This is a genomic window from Bradyrhizobium sp. AUGA SZCCT0160, from assembly GCF_018130105.1.
In the GTDB taxonomy this organism is placed as follows: domain Bacteria; phylum Pseudomonadota; class Alphaproteobacteria; order Rhizobiales; family Xanthobacteraceae; genus Bradyrhizobium.
In genome coordinates, this window is record NZ_JAFCMD010000016.1 from 43,104 (window position 1) to 59,795 (window position 16,692).

A 16,692-nucleotide genomic window follows, 5' to 3' on the forward strand; every position below is an offset into this window, starting at 1 on the left:
TTGCGCTAGAAGTTGCGCCCGCCGTGGTAATTTCTTCTGAATTCATTCGAGATTCCGAACTGTTCGTTCCCGACTCGCGCCGAGCCTGGGCCCGGCTTGCCGTGGCCGTGCTGATCGGCTCGCTCGGCAGCGTCGGCATGTGGTCGGTGGTCGTCGCGCTGCCGGTGGTGCAGCAGGATTTCGGCGCCACGCGAGGCACGGCGTCACTGGCCTTCACCATGATGATGCTCGGTTTCGGTTTGGGCCAGGTGATCACAGGCAAAATATCCGACCGCTACGGTATCGTCACCGCGATCGGGCTTGGCATCAGTATTCTGGGCCTCGGCTACATCGTCGCCGGCATCTCATGGTCGATCTGGCCGTACATTCTCGTGCATTTTGCCATCGGGCTTTCTTCGGCGGCAACCTTCGGGCCGCTGATGGCGGAAGCCTCGCACTGGTTCGAGCGCTACCGCGGGCTGGCGGTCGCGATCGCCGCCAGCGGCAACTACATCGGCGGTGCGGTCTGGCCGTCGCTGGTGAACTGGGGCATGCAGACCTATGGCTGGCGCACCACCCATATCGCGCTCGGTATCTTCACTGCCGTGGCGATGACGCTGGCGCTGATCGGCTTGCGCGTGCTGATGGGCGCAGGGGTGCGCCGCAGCCACGCCAACGCGCTGCCGCCGCGGCTCGACCTGAAGCTGTCAACCAATGCGCTCACCGTGATCCTGGGGCTCGCCAGCATCTCATGCTGCGTGGCGATGTCGATGCCGCAGGTTCATATCGTCGCCTATTGCAACGATCTCGGCTATGGCGTGGCGCGCGGCGCCGAAATGCTGTCGCTGATGCTGGGCCTCGGCATCATCAGCCGCATCGGCTCTGGTTTCCTGGCCGACAAGATCGGCGGCATCCCGACGCTCCTGATCGGCTCGGTCGCGCAAGGCTCCGCGCTGCTGTTCTATCTGTTCTTCGACGGCCTGACCTCGCTCTACCTCATCTCCGCGATGTTCGGGCTGTTCCAGGGCGGCATCGTGCCGAGCTACGCCATCATCGTCCGCGAGACGATGCCGGCTTCGGAGGCTGCGACACGCGTCGGGTTCGTGATCCTGGCTTCGGTGTTCGGCATGTCGTTCGGGGGGTGGATTTCCGGAGTCATCTTCGACGCCACCGGCTCCTACGCCGCCGCGTTTACCAACGGCGTCGCCTGGAACCTGGTCAACATCGCCATCATGGTGCTGCTGTTGATGCGCGCGCGGCAGCGGATGGCGATGGCCTAGATCGGGGTGACGGTTCTTCGAACCGCCACCCCGCTCCATCTTCTTGCGTGAGCATGATCTCCGTGCAAACGCTTTTCCGCGTTTGTCGCGAGGGAAAGCCGTTACCCGCGCTGCGCTAACGCGGCCCTGCGGGTCCGGATCATGCTCGCGCCAATTATCCCTTCTCGACTTCGCCGCCGGCCTCCAGCCAGCCCTTGAAGCCGCCAAGGTTGCGGACGTTATCGTATCCCATGTCCTTCAGGGTCTTGCCGACCAGCGCCGAGCGCCCGCCGGATGCGCAGTAGGCGACCACCGTCTTGGATCGATCGAACGCCGCGTCGTGCAGCGCGGAAGCTGGATCGGCACGAAATTCCACAAGTCCTCGCGGAATGGCGAGCGCGCCGGGGACCTTGCCCGATGTTGCGACCTCGGCCGGTTCACGGACGTCGAGAAAAAGCACGTCAGCCCGGCCAACCAGTTTCTTCGCTTCATCCGGGCTGATACGCGGCACCTCGGCTTCGGCTTCGGCCAGCATCGTCTGTACTGTTTTCATTTTTGTTTCCTCCCGGATCAAGACGCGGTTGCGTCCATTGGGGCGAGTAAGGCGTAAACTCCGGGCGGTTGCAATGGCAAAGGACTGCGTGCGAATTCTGATGCCGAGGCTTGGTGCGGCCCTCTGTCGCAACGTATGTCTCACACCGCCTGGCCCGCCTTCAACAACGAGCAGCCCGTGATCTTGAAGCTGCCGTCGGGCTGCTGCTCCAGCGTATACAGCGCCTCCCATGCCTCGCCATTGGTATCGACGATGTGGACGCGCTGGGCGATCTGGCCGCCCGCCGCGCGGGCTTCGCCGAACTCAAAACTCTTGTGGCGATAGACCGGCGGATAGGCCTGCCGGACCATCTGCATGAAGATATCGGCTTCCGGAAAAATCTGCTGGATCGACGGCGCCGCGTGAGAATAGGCGGCGGCAGAATCGTCGCGGCCAAAAGCCTGCTCCTGCGCGCGGATCACGCTTTGCGCGGCGGCGACGTCGTCAGCGAAGGCTGGAGATCCAATTCCGATCAGGAAGACGACAAGGAGAGCAAGAGCGCGCATGCGGATATTCCCTGGCTGATGCAGCGAGTTACGGCCAAGTCGGCCGAAAGTTGCATCCATCTCGCCAGCGGTGCAAGCGGCTCCTGGGGTTGAAGTGGCTACTGGCCGCTCGCCAGGCGCCGCAGGCCGGACGCGGTCAAACCGAGTTCGCCGAGCCGCCGCACTGCGTATCCGAGACCGACCAGCCGCTCCCAGTGCAGCTGTGGAATTTCACGCTGCGCATCGCCCTTGCTGACTTCGCGCAAGGAGGCGAATTCGTCGGCGCTGAGGGCAGGGTGTGGTTCGCTCATGCGGTGACCTCGTCGGTCCACACCTTGAAGCTCGCCAGCGTGTTCGGGCCGAAGGTCTGGGTGATCGGCACGTCGGAGGCATCGCGGCCCTGCGCAATCAGGACGCGGCCGATCCGCGGCACGTTGTTGCGCGGATCGAACATGTGCCAGCGCCCGCCGATATAGGCCTCGAACCAGCCGGCGAAATCCCCCACGGCCCAGGGTTTTGGCGTGCCGATGTCGCTGAGATAGCCGGTGCAATAGCGCGCCGGAATGTTCATGCAGCGGCAGAACGTGATGGCGAGATGAGCATAGTCGCGGCAGACGCCCTTGCCTTCGCTATAGGCCTCCCACGCCGTCTTGGTGGCGCGGGCGTGCTCGTAACCGAACGCGATATGGCGATGCACGAAATCGCAGATCGCCTGCACCCGCGCCCAGCCCGGCGGCGTCTTCTCGAACAATTGCCAGGCGATGTCAGAAAGCCGGTCGGTTTCGCAATAGCGGCTGCCGAGCAGATAGACCAGTGTGTCCGCAGGCAGATCCTCGACCGCGTGCTGGACCGCCGAGGAAAACACCGGATCGGGCAGGCCGGAGTCGCGAACGACGCCATCGGCGGCAAGACGCAGGCGCCCCGCAGGCGCCACCATGCGGCTGCACCAATTGCCGAACATGTCGCGATAGGGCGTGATCTCGACCGCAGGCGTGGTGGTCAGGAAGTCCGGCACGATGACATCGGAGGCGCGCGTGAAATGTGTGCCCAGCACCATGATCATGGGGGTCGGCTGCGGGAAATCGTAGAGCATTTCGAATCCGACGCGCAGCTTCATTCGAAATACTTTCTTGGCTGAATACCTGCTCGAAATGGCTACGAAACCACCGAATACAAGGCTTTTGCTGCTTTATTCGACCAAATGCGCCTCTCGACAGAGAAAACGATAGCTAATTGCCGCAAAAGCGCGCACGCTGCGCCGATGTCCGAACAACCCGATGGTTCCGTGCACAGACGAGGTCTGTTGCCATGACGATGCGCTCGCGACGGGAAACGATTCATTTCGGGCACCCGTTCCGCATCAAGGGAATCGATCGCGAACTCGCGCCCGGCGCTTACGAAGTCGTCACCGATGAGGAGATGATCGAAGGGCTGTCGTTCCCGTGCTTCCGGCGTGTCGCCACCATGATCATGGTCCCAGCAGCGGCGCCGCACCGATCTTCGATGGAAATGATTTCGATCAGTTCGGTCGATCTGTCCGATGCGCAGCGCATCGACGCGAGCGCGCCTCGTGACTGAAACCCCGATCGAGCTCGACAAGCATCGCGGCATGGCGGCGCAGAAGGCAACCGATATCCGCCGCGTGCTGGCCGACGTCGAGGCCAACGCGAAACTGCTGCGCGACAAGCAGGGCGAGCTCGAAATCCAGCTCCTGGCCGTACCGGCCGCCTCGTGGCCCGAGGCGGTGGCCAAGGCGCGTTACGTGCTCAATCTCTATTCGGCCAGCCTCGCGCCATCGGACACGCATCACCGCGACCTCGTGAGCGCGGTGCTTGCGGATCTCACCCGGCTCGCCGGCGATGATGCCTGAACAAGACGAACAAGCGGCTTCGACCAACCAAGACTTTATCCAGCGTGTTCGATGCAAGATCGAACGGCCAAACTGAAAGTATCTTATCTGATGAAGAATCTCTCGCCCCGTCACGTCAAGACAGAAGAATCGCTTCGCCTCGGTGTCGTGTCCGGCTGGTACTCGACCAAGGTCAGCGGCACCTTCGTTTCGGGCCCGCATGATTCCGAAGCCGACTGCCTGCGCAGGATTGCCGAAATCAATCCCCCGCCGGCCAAGAAGAAGATGGTGGTGGGTTAAGTGGGAGAAATCGATGGTACGGTTGTTCCGGCCTTTGAGAACCGCCCGATGACGCTCGCGCGTGGCAGCATCGGGGGTTACGAATATGATCGCATGGTGCTGAAGTTCTCCATGATGGACGACGGCAGGGAAGTCCCCTGCGCCGTCAGTGCGTCGGCGATGGACGACCTTGAGCGGGTGTCGCGGACGGCGCCGGAACGGCGTGAAGAACAGTTCGTCCGGCTGCGCGACCGGATCGAACAATGCGCCTCGCGCAAGTTCCAGGCGCGGGAGTTCGAGGGCACCCCTCCCGGCATCATCCTGCGCAGCATCGATTTTCGCGGCTGATGGCCGGGGCCGCGGCGCGGGCCATAACTGGCAGCGCCGCTGCGCGGGCCGGCCTCAAGTTGCAAGCGGAGATGACAAATATAAGTCGTCGTTGAGGAACTCTGCCTCCGTAGCGCCGTTGCCAACCGATCCCCAAGCGCAGCGGGATTGGCGATCCGCCACAGTCAGCAGTCCAATATGATCAAATCTATTTCTGCCCTCGCGATACTCGCGCTCTTGGGAGCGGCTGTGATCGCTCTGCCGGGCTTCGCGCCAGCGGTGAAAGCCGAGCAAGTCGTTGTGCTCGCTAAGGCGGACCGGCTGGCCGGCCACGTCGCTGGAGACTGCGCCAGCCAGAACTGGCCGAACATCGCATCATCCTGCCTGCGCGACACAGAATCGGGTGCGGCCGTTCGTGAGGTGCGCCTGGTCACGGCGCGCCGTTGAATCGCATATGATGCCGCTGGATCATTCCCTCCTTCCGCTCGTCGTGCTCGTCGTTGAGGACGAGATGCTGCTGCGCATGCGCGTGGTCGATATGGTGGAAGACGCCGGTTACGTCCCGGTCGAGGCCGTGGATGCGGACGAAGCCATGGCCATCCTCCGCTCCCGGTCCGATATCGCGCTGATGCTGACCGATGTTCAGATGCCCGGTAGCATGAACGGGCTGCAACTGGCACACGCGGTCCGCGAGAATTGGCCGCCCATCAAGATCATCCTGGCGTCCGGACAGCTCAAACTGTCCGGCAGCGACATTCCCTTGGACAGCCGATTTTTCGGCAAACCGCTGCAATCCGACGAAATCATCGCGGAAATGCGCGAAATGCTTGGCCCGGCCTGAGCTTGGCAGGAGATGGACATCCGATGGCTCTGCACCGTAACGGTCAGACGGCTGAATCATTGGCATAAAGAAATGTCCGGAGCCGGACAGATGGTGGTATTCGTTGTCGATGTTCAGAACAGTCCCTGATCCGTATGCCTCCCTCGATGCGTCCGATCCGACGTCACCGCAGGAGGAGCTGGCGGCTGAAAACGTCAGTCTCCGGCTGTTGCTGACACAGGCCAAGCTCAGTGCCGAGACGCTGCTTGAGCAGGCCGGCATCGACGCCAAGGAGCGCGAAGCCGCCGACAAGCTCCAAAAACTGATCCTCGAGGAGCTTCATCACCGCATCAAGAACACGCTGGCAACCGTGGGCGCCATCGCGTCGCAAAGTCTTCGCAACGCGCCGAGCACGCAGCATGCGCAGCAAGCGATCGAAGGCCGTCTGCTGGCGCTCGGGCGGGCCCATGATCTGCTGTTGCAGGCGCGCTGGACCGGTGCGGAGCTGCGAAAGATCGTCCAGGGGGCGACCGAGCCGTTCGACAATCCGGATAAGCCCCGTTTTTCGATTGCCGGGTCCGATGTGCAGATCGCATCAGGCGCGGTTATTGCGATCGCGATGACGCTCAACGAGCTCTGCACCAACACCACGAAATTTGGCGCATTGTCGGTGCCCGCCGGTCACGTGGCCATCAGCTGGGCGATCGATGCGCCGGCATCGCGGCTGCATTTCACCTGGAAGGAACAGGATGGCCCGGCGGTTGCGGCCCCGACGCGCCAGAGTTTCGGCACGCGCCTGATCGAGACGCTCGGCCGGCAACTCAAAGGCAATGTCAGATTGACCTATGAGCCGAGCGGGTTCGTGTACTTCCTCGATATTCCCTTGCTCTCGCTTGAGTCCTGAGCGGCTAGGGCGCACGTCAGCTTGCAACGTGCCGCATCCGCTGCGACCGCCGGCCTTATGCTTCCGCGACCGCCTCGCTCCACGGCTGGAACACCTCGGTGGCGCCGCTGTTGGTGGCGCCGTCGCGCAGCACGACGCTCGGGCAGGCGAACTTCATCGGCGTGGTCTGGATCCGCGCTTCCTCGTAATCGAACTGCGCACGCAGGCTCTCCCGCGTTGATTTCGGCAAGCGCACGTCGCCGATCACGATGGCGCCTTCGCTGGCGTCGATGCGCGGCTGGTGGATCGCCGCGTCCAGGTCCATGCCGTAGTCCATCACGAACGACAGAAGCTGCGTCACCGCGGGCAGGATGCGCCGGCCGCCGGAGGCGCCGATGGCGGTGCGGCGGCCGTCAGACGCCTGCGCCACCACCGGCGTGTAATTGGTGAGGCAGCGCTTGCCGGGCGCCAGCGAATTCGTCGTGCCCGGCGTCGGGTCGAACCACATGATGCCGTTGTTCATGGTGATGCCGGTTTGCGGGCAGACGAATTTGGAGCCGAACGATGACAGCAGGGTTTGCGTCACCGCGGCCATGTTGCCGTCGCGGTCCACGGCCGAGAAATGCGTGGTGCAGGCCGGCGCCAGCGTTTCGGCGCCGAGCGCGCGGCGGCCGTCGGCGTCGCCCATGTCCTTGAGGCGTTCGCGGTAGGCCGTTTGCAGCGCTTCGGCATAGGCCGTGTAGGCCGCGGCGTCAGGTCCGCTTTTCGCGGGCTGCAGATTTTGCTGCAGCAGGTGCAGCGTGCGCGCCAGCGTTGGTCCGGCGGTGAGTTCCGGCGTCGCAAACACCTTGCCGCCGCGATAGGGGATCGCCAGCGGTTCGCGCAGAAAAGCCTTGAACGGGATGAGATCTTCGACCGACAGCGCGCCGCCGGCTGCTCGCACATCGGCGGCGAGGCTGCGCGCCAGATCGCCTTCGTAGAAATCACGCGGACCCTGCGCGGCGAGATGCGCCATCGTGGCCTTGAGCTTGTCCTGCGGCAGGCGGACCTTGGTCTTGATCCCCCACGGTGCATTCGGCGGCAATCCATCCACGAGATAGGCGGCGGCGCTGGCGGGATAGCGCCTGAGATCAAGCGCCGCACTCGCAATCATCAGCGTGGTCCACCAGTCCACCGCAAGGCCCTCACCGGCGAGCGCGACGCTGGGCGCGAGCAATTCCTGCCACGGCATTTTGGCGTGGCGACGATGTGCTTCCTCCATGCCGGCGACCACGCCGGGCACCGCGATCGAACCGGGGCCATGGATGTTGCGGTCGTCCTTGACCCGCGCCCACGGAAACAGATCGGATGCCGCGCCGCCGCTCAGCGGATAATCCTCCAGGCGAAGGCTGAGCGGCGCCCGCATGCCGTAGTCGATCACTTCATAACGGTCCTCACGGGCGCGGTAGAGCACCATCGCGCCGCCGCCGCCGAGCCCGCTCATCCAGGGTTCCAGCACGCCCAGAGCAAACGTGGTCGCGATCACGGCATCGACGCAATCGCCGCCCGCCGCCAGCACCTCGGCGCCGACCTTGGCCGCCTTGCCGGATTGCGCGGCGACGATGCCGCCCTTGGCGGTGACCGCGGGTTTGCGGATCTGCTGGGTGTTGGTGAACTGGTCGCGCATGCTGATGCTTTCATTGCCACAGGAACCGCTAGGGTACGGAACGGCCCCCGCCAGGTAAAGCCGTCAGGCGCAACCCTGGCATCCTGACGCAAGTGCAATGCGCGGATTGTTGGTATGGTGGGCACAAGCGCCGTGGTTGGCAAGAACAACAAAGACCGGGTGGAATATGACCGAAGGGACCAACGTTCCCCACGATAAGGCTCCCCGCGACAAGTCGCATTACGAAGTGATCGTGATTGGCGCGGGTGTGGCCGGCATCTATCAGATCAAGCGTCTGGCCGACCTCGGGGTGGATGCCGCGGTGCTGGAGGGCTCCCCCGATCTTGGCGGGACCTGGTACCGGAACCGCTATCCCGGCGCGCGTTTCGATTCCGAGAGCTACACCTACGGTTATTCCTTCTCGCGGGAATTGCTCAACGAGTGGCACTGGAAGGAACGGTTTTCGGGCCAGCCTGAGAACCTCCGCTATCTCAACCATGTTGCCGACAAGTTCGATCTGCGCAAATACATGCAGTTCAACGCAAAGGTTTTGGCGGCGCAGTTCGATGAGACGCAGCACATCTGGCGTCTGACGGTCGACGACGGTCGCGAGCTGACCTGCCGGTTCGTCATCCTGGCGATCGGCTTGCTGTCGATACCGACCCTGCCGCGGCTGGAAGGCGTGGAGTCGTTCAAGGGTCCCTCGTTCCACACCTTCTACTGGCCGCATGAGCCGGTCGAGATGAAGGGCAAGAAGGTCGCGATCATCGGCACCGGCGCGACAGCCATTCAGATCATCGGCGAGATCGCCGACAAGGTCGGCGAGTTGACCGTGTTTCAGCGCCGGCCGAACTGGGCCGCCCCGCTCAACAACGGACCGATCTCGGAGGCGGAGATGGCCGACATCCGCTCGCGCTATGACGATATCTTCGCCGCCTGCGCCCGCAGCCCCGGCGGCTTCGAGCACGAACCCGACCGGCGCGGCTTCTACGAGGTAACGCGCGAGGAGCGCCTGGCGCTGTGGGACAAGCTCTATGACGAGCCGGGGTTCGGGATCTGGCTCAGCAATTTCCGCGAGATATTCACCGATGAAGTGGCGAACGCCGAATTCTCCGCCTACATCGCCGACCGTATCCGCCGCCGCGTCAAGGATCCCGTCATCGCGGAGAAGCTGATCCCGAAAGATCACGGCTTTGGCGTGCAACGCGTGCCGCTGGAGACGAATTATTATGAGGCGTATAACCGCGACAATATGCATCTCGTCGATATCAGCGAGACTCCGCTGCAGCGCGTCACCGAAACCGGCATCCGCACCTCGGCGCGGGATTATGATTTCGACATCATCATCTACTCCACCGGCTTCGACGCCATCACCGGCGCGTATGATCACATCGACATCACAGGCATCGGCGGGGAAAAGTTGTACGACAAATGGAAGGACGGCCCGTCGACCTTCCTCGGCATGCTGGTTCATGGCTTTCCGAACCTGCTGATGCCGACGGGACCGCAGAGCGGCTCGGCGTCAACGAATTTTCCGCGCGGCATCGAGACCGGCGTCAACTGGTGCATGGCGTTGCTCGAGCACATGTGGGACCGCGGCTACACCAGCGCCGACCCGAGCTTGATGGCGCAGGAGCGCTGGAGCGCGCATGTGAAAAAGATGTACGCCATCATGCTGATGCGAGAGGCCAAGTCGTGGTTCACCGGCTATAATTCCAATGTTCCGGGCCACGAGCACGGCAAGTACCGCTACTTCGTCTACAACGGCGGCACGCCGAAATACGTCGCCGCCATCAACGATGCCGTCGCCAAGGGCTATCAAGACATCGTGTTTGCCTCGGACGCGCAGCCTTCGGTACGGCCAGCGGTCAGATCGAGCGCTGCCGAGTGAAGCGCACGGGCAGTTTGCGGATGGCATGAACAAAATTGTTCGGCGCCATTTCCATGCCGCCGGCGTACTCGATATCCGGCAGCCGCGTCAGCAACTGGCGATAGACTTCCTCGAGCTGCAGCTGTGCCACGCGCTTGCCGATGCAGACATGCGGGCCGAAGCCGAAAGCGATGTTCTTTGAGGCATTGGCGCGGCGGATGTCGAGCCTGTCGGGGTCCGGGAAGATCGCGGGGTCGCGATTGGCGGCGCCGTAATACATGATGACTTTCTCGCCGGCCGCGATCTTCTGTGCCCCGATCTCGGTATCTTCGGTTGCCGTGCGGCGCATGTAGATAACAGGGCTGATCATGCGGATCAGCTCGTCGACGGCGTTCGGCAGCAGCGACAGATCATTCATCAGCGCGCGTTTCTGATCCGGGAACTCTGTCAGCAGCTTCATCGAGCCGGAAATCGAATTGCGCGTCGTGTCGTTGCCGGCGAACACGATCAGGAGCCAGGAGCCGTCGAGATATTCGTCGCGCAGCAATTCGCCGTCTATGGTGGCGCGCGCGATCGCGCTCATCAGATCGGGCTTTGGGTCGGCGCGTCGTTTCTGCAGCATGTGCTGGCCGTAGGCGAACATCTCGGCAACGTTCTCGTTGAAGGCCTTGACGAACGCCATGAACTCGGGCGTCGGCTGCGGGTTCTTGCGCTGCTGCGCCGAAACATGGCCGGCCACTTCGAGATAATGCATCCAGTCGAGGAATTTCGGCCGGTCGGATTCCGGCACGCCGAGGATTTCGCATAGCGTGAACAGCGGCAGCCGCGACGACAGCGTCTCGACCAGGTCGCATTCGCCAAGGCCGGCCATGTCGTCGATCAGCCGCGTGGTCTCGATAGCCACTTTCTCCCGGATGCCCGTGAGGTAGCCAGGGGTGAAGTAGGGCATGTGCTCCTTGCGGAGCTGCAGGTGCCAAGGCGCGTCCATGTTGATCATGGCGTCGACCGAGGCGCGGAACAGCAGGGGATGTCGTGTTTCGGGCGGGCCATAGGCCATCAGGATGCCGCCCTTCTGCGACGAGAAGGTTTTCGGATCGCCATCGACGCGCATCACGTCGTTATACTGGGTCAGCGCCCAGAAGCCCGGGCCGTTGCTGCCCTCACGCTGCCACGCCACCGGCGCCTCGGCGCGCAGCCGGGCATAGATGTCGAACGGCTGTCCCTGCAGGAACAGTTCGACATTGGACAGCGCGTCCGGCTCGACTTCGGGATAGGCTCTGGGGAATACGGGTCCGGCGGGCAGGCCCAAGGGGAAGTCTTCGCTCAGGAGACGCATCGGCTGAATTCTCCGGTCAGGTCGCCGACTTTACAAGGACGCGTGCGCGCCGTCTTGCGCCATCAGGCTATGCCGCCGAGATAGAGCCGTTTGACGATGTCGTTACCCTTCAGTTCGTCGACGGAACGGGCCGCGACGACGATCTCGCCGTGGACGATGATGTAGCCGCGGTTGGCGATGCGGATTGCCTGGTTGAAGTTCTGCTCGGCCATCAGCACGGTGAGGCCGAGGCGCTGATTGAGATCACCGATCTTGGTGATGGTTTGCGATACCAGCAGCGGAGATAATCCGACGGACGGCTCGTCGACCAACAGCAGGCGCGGCGAGGACATCAGCGCGCGCGCGATTGCAAGCATCTGCTGCTGGCCGCCGGACATGGTGCCGGCGAGCTGTTTCTTCAGGTCCTTCAGCACCGGAAAGGTTTCGAAGGCCTGCGCCAGATTCTTGTCGATGTCGCGCCGGGCCGCCTTGCGGAAGGCGCCGAGCATCAGGTTTTCCAGCACCGTCAGTTTGGGAAACAGCCGCCGCCCCTCCGGCACCATCGCGACGCCGAGATCGACGATGGCTTCCGGCGACAATTTGGTCAGGTCATGCGCGGTGCCGTCGATCGTTAGCTGCATGGTTCCGCGCTGCGGCCGCACCAGCCCGGCGACGCACTTCATCAGCGTGCTCTTGCCGTTGCCGTTGGTGCCGAGCAGGGCGACGGTTTCGCCGGCCTCGACATCGAGCGAGACGCCGCGCAGCGCCTTGACGGCGCCGTAACCGGCATCGAGGCCGGAGATCGCAAGGCTAAGTGCCAAGATAGGCCTCCTGCACCCGCTGGTTGGCCATGACTTCGTTCGGCGCGCCGATCGCGATGATCTTGCCGGCGTCGAGGCACATCACGCGCTGCGAAAACCGCATCACCGCCTGCATGATGTGCTCGATCATGATGACGGTGATGTCCTGGTCCGCAAGGCTCATCAGGAGATCAAGCACCTCGTCGACTTCCGAAGACGAAAGCCCGGCCATCGCCTCGTCCGATATCAGCAGCTTTGGCCGCGTCGCCATCGCGCGGGCGAGCTCCATCTTGCGCAGTTCGACCTGGCTCAGCGTTGTGGCGGATGCATTGGCCTTGGACGCGAGACCCATGCCCGACAGGATCGACATCGCGGTGTCGTGCCGGTGCGCAGCCGACACCAGCGGATCCGTGGCCACCGCGAAATCAAGCGCCACCATCAGGTTCTCGACCACCGTCATGCTCTTGAACGGACGCGGGATCTGGAAGCTGCGGGCGATGCCGCGGCGGGTGCGGACATGCGCCGGCAATTGCGTGATGTCCTCGCCGCGGAACACCACCGTGCGGGCCTCGGTGCGGAACGCGCCGGAGATGCAGTTGATGAGCGTCGTCTTGCCCGAGCCGTTCGGGCCGATCAGGCCGAACCGCTCGCCGGGGTGGATATCGACGCTGACATTGTCGAGCGCGGTGAAGCCGCCGAAGCGCTTTGTGAGCCCTGATATCTGCAGCAGGGGTGCGCTGGTGTCGGGGGGCGTCATTGCTTGCCCTCCCTGCGGTGGCGGCGAATCCGGCGCAGCAGGCCGATCAGCCCTTCGGGGGCGGCCACCACGAACAGCACCAGCATGACGCCGAGCACCAGCACGTTCACTTCCGACGAGATGGTCACGGTCAGCAATTGCTGCGTGGTGCCCAGCAGGATGGCGCCGACAATCGGGCCGGCCCAATGCGCGGTGCCGCCGATCAACGACATCGCCAGCGTCGAGACCGAATAGTTGAGATTGAACGCGGAGGAGGGGTCGGCGTATTGCAGATACATCGCGGCGGGTGCGCCGGCCGCGCACATCAGCGCGCCGGAGACGACGCAGGCCAGCACTTTCAGCCGCAGGGTCGGCACACCCGTACATTCTGCAGCGAGTTCGTCGTCCCGCAGCGCCTGCAGGCCGCGGCCGATCCACGAATTCTGGATGTAGCGCGAGACCACAACCGCCAGCACCACGAGCACCGCCTGGACAAAGAACAGCATCTGGACATAGCCCGAGAACGGCCACGTCACCGGCGGGCGCTGTAATTGAATGCCGGCCGCGCCGCCGACATAGCGCCAGTTGGTGATCGAGGTCTCGATGACGATGGTCAGCGCGATCGTCGCAATCGAGAAGAAGATGCCCTGCATGCGCAGGGTCAGCAGGCCAAGTGCAAAGCCCATCAGCGCGCCGACGGCAGCAGCGGCCGCAATCTGCACGAGGAGCGGCGCACCGGCCACCTTGAACAGGAACACGGCGGTGTAGACGCCCATGCCGAAGAACGCGCTGGTGCCGAAATTCACATAGCCGGCATGGCCGCCGAGGATGCTCCAGGCCACCGCGAGCACGATGAATTGCAGGATCACATAGCCGGCGAAGAAGGGGTATTCGTTGGTGATGAGCTTTGTCATCAGCGCAATGGCGATCAGAAAGACCGCCGCGCCAACCCAGAAAAAGATGCCGTTGCGCTTCATGATCGCCTGCCGAACAGGCCTTGCGGCCGCACGGCGAGAACACCGAGCAGCATCGCGAAGGAAATGGCCGGCGCCCAGGAGGCGCCGAACAGGGTCAGCACGATCGATTCGGCGACGCCAAGGATGATGGCCGCAACGAGCGTGCCGGTCATGCTGCCGAGCCCGGCCATGACGACGACGCAGAAGGTCCGCCCGATATAGGCGCGGTCGAGCGTCGGATCGACGGGGGCTACGATGATGAGCAGGGCGCCGGCAATGCCGAGCACGGCGGTGGCGATGCCGAACGCCCATTGCTTGATCCGGATCGGGTTGGCGCCCATCAGCCGCAGCGCCTCCTGGTCCTGGGCGACCGCGCGGATCGCGCGTCCCATGAAGGTCTTGGACAGATAGAGCGCCAGCAGAGTGGTCAGCAAAGTGGCGACGGCGAACGCGACCACCAGCCGGTAGGGAATCCGCATATCGCCGATCCGCCAGGCCTTGCCGATATAGGTCGCGGTGACCGAGCGCTGGTCGACGCCGAATTGCAGGATGATCAGGACTTCGATGATGAAGGCGATGCCGAAGAAGAACGCGATGCCGCGCACGCCGGCGTCGCTGCCGCGTTTTTCGAATGTCTCGTAATACAGGCGGTAGGCGGCGAGACCGAATACGAACAGGAACGGTGTGATCAGCAGTCCCGCCAGCAGCGGGTCGATTCCATAAAACTCATTGAGCACATAGACGGCGTAGGACGCGAGCACAAGAAAGGCCGGGTGCGCGACGTGGGGAACGTCGAGCAGGCCGAACGCGACTGATAGCCCAAGGCTGACCGCCGCGTAGAAGCAGCCGAGCAGCACCCCGAGCACTACTGCATCGAGCAGCAGTTCAAATGAAAACACGTAAGGTCCCCCTTGACCCGCTCCTGAGCCGCCGCTTCCCCGGTTCGCGCACGCCCTGCCAGTCCCACTAAAATTACCCGGGGCGCTGGTGCGCCGACCGGGGTCAGCGCACCATGGTCCGGAGATCAGCCGCGATGATTATTTCCGGGCAGCCTCGAACGGGCTGATGAGATCGCCGGATTTCATTTTCGCCGGGAACAGGATCACCTGGGTGCCGGGCTTGCGGAACTGATCCATATTCTTGTCCACGACGCCACGGAACTGCGCTTGCAGCGTTGCGGATTCCTTGCGCTCGCCGTCCGCGGCGAAAGCGATCGGACCGACGATGGTCTTGTGCTCGTTCTCGCGCAGATACTTTGCGAGCGCCTTCTGGTCGAGCGATCCCACTGCCTTGATCGCCTGCTCGATCATCTGGCCGCTGGCGTAGCCGAACGGCGCCAGATAGTAGCCGAGCGGATCGACCTTGGCTTCGATGGCGCGCTTGGTATAGGTCTCGAAGAACGCTTTGGTCCCCTCGTTCTGCATGCTCGGTTCGGGCAGCCAGGTGTTGTAGTTGACGACGCCATTGAGCAGGGAGCCGAGATTTTCCATGACCGCGCCGAACTGCAGTCCGACCATGCCACCGCCGAAGATCTTGACGTTGTTGCCGATTCCGATTTCGTTCACGGCGCGCAGGATCCCGGCCGAATCCGGCGGATAGGATGCGACATAGACGATGTCGGGCTTGGCAGCCTTGAGCGCACGCAGGATCGAGGAGAATTCCACCGTGTTCGGCGGATAGGCCTGGTCGAACACGATCTGCATGTTCATCTTCTTGGCGACGTCGCGTGCGGTCAGCGCCAGGTTTTGTGCGAATTCCTGGTCGGCCGCGAGCAGCGCGATGGTCTTGCCCCCGGCCTTCTGGCCGAGTTCGAGGAAGGACGCCGCCCAGCTGTCGGCCGGTCCCCATGGCGCATTGTTGAACCACATGTCGTGGCCAACCTTGCTGTTCACCTGGAACGAGAAGTTGCCCATCAGCAACATGCCGCGCTGTTTGACCAGCGGCATTAGCGGCGCGGTGGGCACGGTCGCGTAGGGCGCGAACAGGATATCGACCTTGTCGACGTCCAGAAGCTTGGAATAGATCGCCGGCGTTTCCGAAGCGCTCGACTTGTCGTCATAAACGACGAGTTCGACCTTGCGGCCGAGCAGGCCACCCCTGGCGTTGACGTCGTCACGCCAGATCTCGATGCCGAGCTGCGAGGCCTTGCCGCCGCCGGCGAGACCGCCGGTCTGCGCCATCGACATGCCGATCTTGATCGGGGGTTGCTGAGCGAGTGCGGCTGAGGTGAGCCCAAAAGTTAGGCCAAGCACGGCCGCGCCGATCGTTCCGCCGAGAAGCGTCCTGCGTTTCATTGATCCTCCCAAGATCTCGCTTTGTTTGGTTCTTGTCGCCCGTCCGCGCTCTATGGCGCTTTTGCTGCAAGGTTAGAACTAAAGCCCGCCCGGCCACAAGCCACAATGGAACGCGGATGCAACCTTTGGCACCCTACGTTCGGGGGATTATCCGAAGTGACGCTGCCGCGACCGTTGGCCCGCGCTGGCCGGCCGCGGCGCAGACATTGGAGATCGCCCATTCCCGCCGCGGACGGCAGCCGGGGGTCGCCGACGGACAGCAGCACGGCCGCGGAGTTCGGCAAATTCATCGACGACGAGACGCGCAATTGGAGCGCGGTGGTCCGCGATGCGGGCCTCTAGGGGGAGCAGGCCTTCTCCTCACTGATTGTTTGCATCTGCCTTGGTGTCGAAGGCCATTGTCAGCGTCGGATTGCAGCCAACAAAGTCGCGCCTCAACGTCCATTGCTACATCGCCGCGCAACTGCTGTTCAGGTGTTGAAGCAGGCGGTCCATCTCATCCGCGAGGATGAAAGCTCAGGCTTTTTCCGTCGGGCGGTATGACTGCTTGACGCCGGGTACCCCGAGATTTCGGGGCTGCCAGCATCCGGTCTGCTCCGATGA

20 protein-coding genes are annotated in these 16,692 nt (G+C 63.3%); 9 read left to right on the forward strand and 11 right to left on the reverse strand.

All coding sequences use genetic code 11. The features are described 5' to 3' along the window. Positions 1 to 23: 23 nt before the first annotated feature. Entirely contained in the window at positions 24 to 1,259 is a 1,236-nt protein-coding gene (locus tag JQ558_RS23960) for an MFS transporter (RefSeq protein WP_312015024.1), read from the forward strand. Between the two features lie 154 nt (positions 1,260 to 1,413). On the opposite strand, the gene JQ558_RS23965 is transcribed toward JQ558_RS23960, so the two are convergent. From JQ558_RS23965 to JQ558_RS23980, 4 genes are all read right to left on the reverse strand, one after another. Continuing rightward, positions 1,414 to 1,791: a rhodanese-like domain-containing protein gene (locus JQ558_RS23965; protein WP_212210183.1), complete on the reverse strand. Its 378-nt coding sequence runs from the start codon at positions 1,789 to 1,791 to the stop codon at positions 1,414 to 1,416. A gap of 140 nt (positions 1,792 to 1,931) precedes the next feature. After that, positions 1,932 to 2,336, reverse strand: a complete 405-nt coding sequence (locus JQ558_RS23970; RefSeq protein ID WP_212271732.1) for a DUF4864 domain-containing protein — start codon at positions 2,334 to 2,336, stop codon at positions 1,932 to 1,934. Positions 2,337 to 2,434: 98 nt separating this feature from the next. Further along, positions 2,435 to 2,626 (reverse strand): hypothetical protein, encoded by a 192-nt coding sequence (locus JQ558_RS23975; RefSeq protein WP_192739931.1) that lies wholly within the window; start codon positions 2,624 to 2,626, stop codon positions 2,435 to 2,437. Next, positions 2,623 to 3,432 (reverse strand): transglutaminase family protein, encoded by an 810-nt coding sequence (locus JQ558_RS23980; RefSeq protein WP_212210185.1) that lies wholly within the window; start codon positions 3,430 to 3,432, stop codon positions 2,623 to 2,625. Before JQ558_RS23980 ends, JQ558_RS23975 begins: the two co-directional genes overlap by 4 nt. A 191-nt stretch (positions 3,433 to 3,623) precedes the next feature. Between JQ558_RS23980 and JQ558_RS23985 the strand changes: the two genes are divergently transcribed. From JQ558_RS23985 to JQ558_RS24015, 7 genes are all read left to right on the forward strand, one after another. Next, positions 3,624 to 3,893, forward strand: coding sequence for a hypothetical protein (locus JQ558_RS23985; RefSeq protein ID WP_212295470.1), 270 nt, complete (start codon positions 3,624 to 3,626; stop codon positions 3,891 to 3,893). Beyond that, positions 3,886 to 4,185, forward strand: coding sequence for a hypothetical protein (locus JQ558_RS23990; RefSeq protein WP_212210186.1), 300 nt, complete (start codon positions 3,886 to 3,888; stop codon positions 4,183 to 4,185). The genes JQ558_RS23985 and JQ558_RS23990 overlap by 8 nt, the downstream gene beginning before the upstream one ends. 51 nt (positions 4,186 to 4,236) lie before the next feature. Continuing rightward, on the forward strand, positions 4,237 to 4,464 hold the full coding sequence (locus JQ558_RS23995) for a hypothetical protein (protein ID WP_249119491.1): 228 nt from the start codon (positions 4,237 to 4,239) through the stop codon (positions 4,462 to 4,464). A 48-nt stretch (positions 4,465 to 4,512) separates the two neighbouring features. After that, positions 4,513 to 4,791: a DUF1488 domain-containing protein gene (locus JQ558_RS24000; protein ID WP_192740012.1), complete on the forward strand. Its 279-nt coding sequence runs from the start codon at positions 4,513 to 4,515 to the stop codon at positions 4,789 to 4,791. A gap of 177 nt (positions 4,792 to 4,968) precedes the next feature. Next, positions 4,969 to 5,217, forward strand: a complete 249-nt coding sequence (locus tag JQ558_RS24005; protein WP_212210187.1) for a hypothetical protein — start codon at positions 4,969 to 4,971, stop codon at positions 5,215 to 5,217. Between the two features lie 7 nt (positions 5,218 to 5,224). Beyond that, positions 5,225 to 5,611, forward strand: a complete 387-nt coding sequence (locus tag JQ558_RS24010) for a response regulator (RefSeq protein ID WP_212210188.1) — start codon at positions 5,225 to 5,227, stop codon at positions 5,609 to 5,611. Positions 5,612 to 5,720: 109 nt separating this feature from the next. After that, the gene (locus tag JQ558_RS24015; protein WP_212210189.1) at positions 5,721 to 6,494 is read left to right on the forward strand and encodes a sensor histidine kinase; all 774 of its coding nucleotides are present in this window, start codon (positions 5,721 to 5,723) and stop codon (positions 6,492 to 6,494) included. 55 nt (positions 6,495 to 6,549) lie between these two features. On the opposite strand, the gene JQ558_RS24020 is transcribed toward JQ558_RS24015, so the two are convergent. Beyond that, positions 6,550 to 8,139: a gamma-glutamyltransferase family protein gene (locus JQ558_RS24020; protein WP_212295393.1), complete on the reverse strand. Its 1,590-nt coding sequence runs from the start codon at positions 8,137 to 8,139 to the stop codon at positions 6,550 to 6,552. Positions 8,140 to 8,305: 166 nt separating this feature from the next. Here JQ558_RS24020 and JQ558_RS24025 point away from each other — a divergent pair, with 166 nt between their 5' ends. Next, entirely contained in the window at positions 8,306 to 10,009 is a 1,704-nt protein-coding gene (locus JQ558_RS24025) for an NAD(P)/FAD-dependent oxidoreductase (RefSeq protein ID WP_212295394.1), read from the forward strand. Here the strand turns inward: JQ558_RS24025 and JQ558_RS24030 are convergent. The 6 genes from JQ558_RS24030 to JQ558_RS24055 form a co-directional block, all read right to left on the reverse strand. Next, positions 9,987 to 11,324 carry a cytochrome P450 gene (locus tag JQ558_RS24030; RefSeq protein WP_212295395.1) on the reverse strand — a complete coding sequence of 446 codons (1,338 nt, stop codon included), beginning with the start codon at positions 11,322 to 11,324 and terminating at the stop codon, positions 9,987 to 9,989. The two genes, JQ558_RS24025 and JQ558_RS24030, sit on opposite strands and share 23 nt — an antisense overlap. Before the next feature lie 62 nt (positions 11,325 to 11,386). Next, positions 11,387 to 12,124, reverse strand: a complete 738-nt coding sequence (locus JQ558_RS24035) for an ABC transporter ATP-binding protein (RefSeq protein ID WP_212271737.1) — start codon at positions 12,122 to 12,124, stop codon at positions 11,387 to 11,389. Further along, a complete protein-coding gene (locus JQ558_RS24040; protein WP_212295396.1) occupies positions 12,114 to 12,860 on the reverse strand; it encodes an ABC transporter ATP-binding protein in 747 nt (248 codons plus the stop codon). The genes JQ558_RS24035 and JQ558_RS24040 overlap by 11 nt, the downstream gene beginning before the upstream one ends. After that, positions 12,857 to 13,816 carry a branched-chain amino acid ABC transporter permease gene (locus tag JQ558_RS24045; RefSeq protein ID WP_212210197.1) on the reverse strand — a complete coding sequence of 320 codons (960 nt, stop codon included), beginning with the start codon at positions 13,814 to 13,816 and terminating at the stop codon, positions 12,857 to 12,859. The genes JQ558_RS24040 and JQ558_RS24045 overlap by 4 nt, the downstream gene beginning before the upstream one ends. Beyond that, entirely contained in the window at positions 13,813 to 14,694 is an 882-nt protein-coding gene (locus tag JQ558_RS24050; protein ID WP_212033112.1) for a branched-chain amino acid ABC transporter permease, read from the reverse strand. Before JQ558_RS24050 ends, JQ558_RS24045 begins: the two co-directional genes overlap by 4 nt. A 138-nt stretch (positions 14,695 to 14,832) precedes the next feature. Continuing rightward, positions 14,833 to 16,089: an amino acid ABC transporter substrate-binding protein gene (locus JQ558_RS24055; protein ID WP_212210198.1), complete on the reverse strand. Its 1,257-nt coding sequence runs from the start codon at positions 16,087 to 16,089 to the stop codon at positions 14,833 to 14,835. Between the last annotated feature and the right edge of the window lie 603 nt (positions 16,090 to 16,692).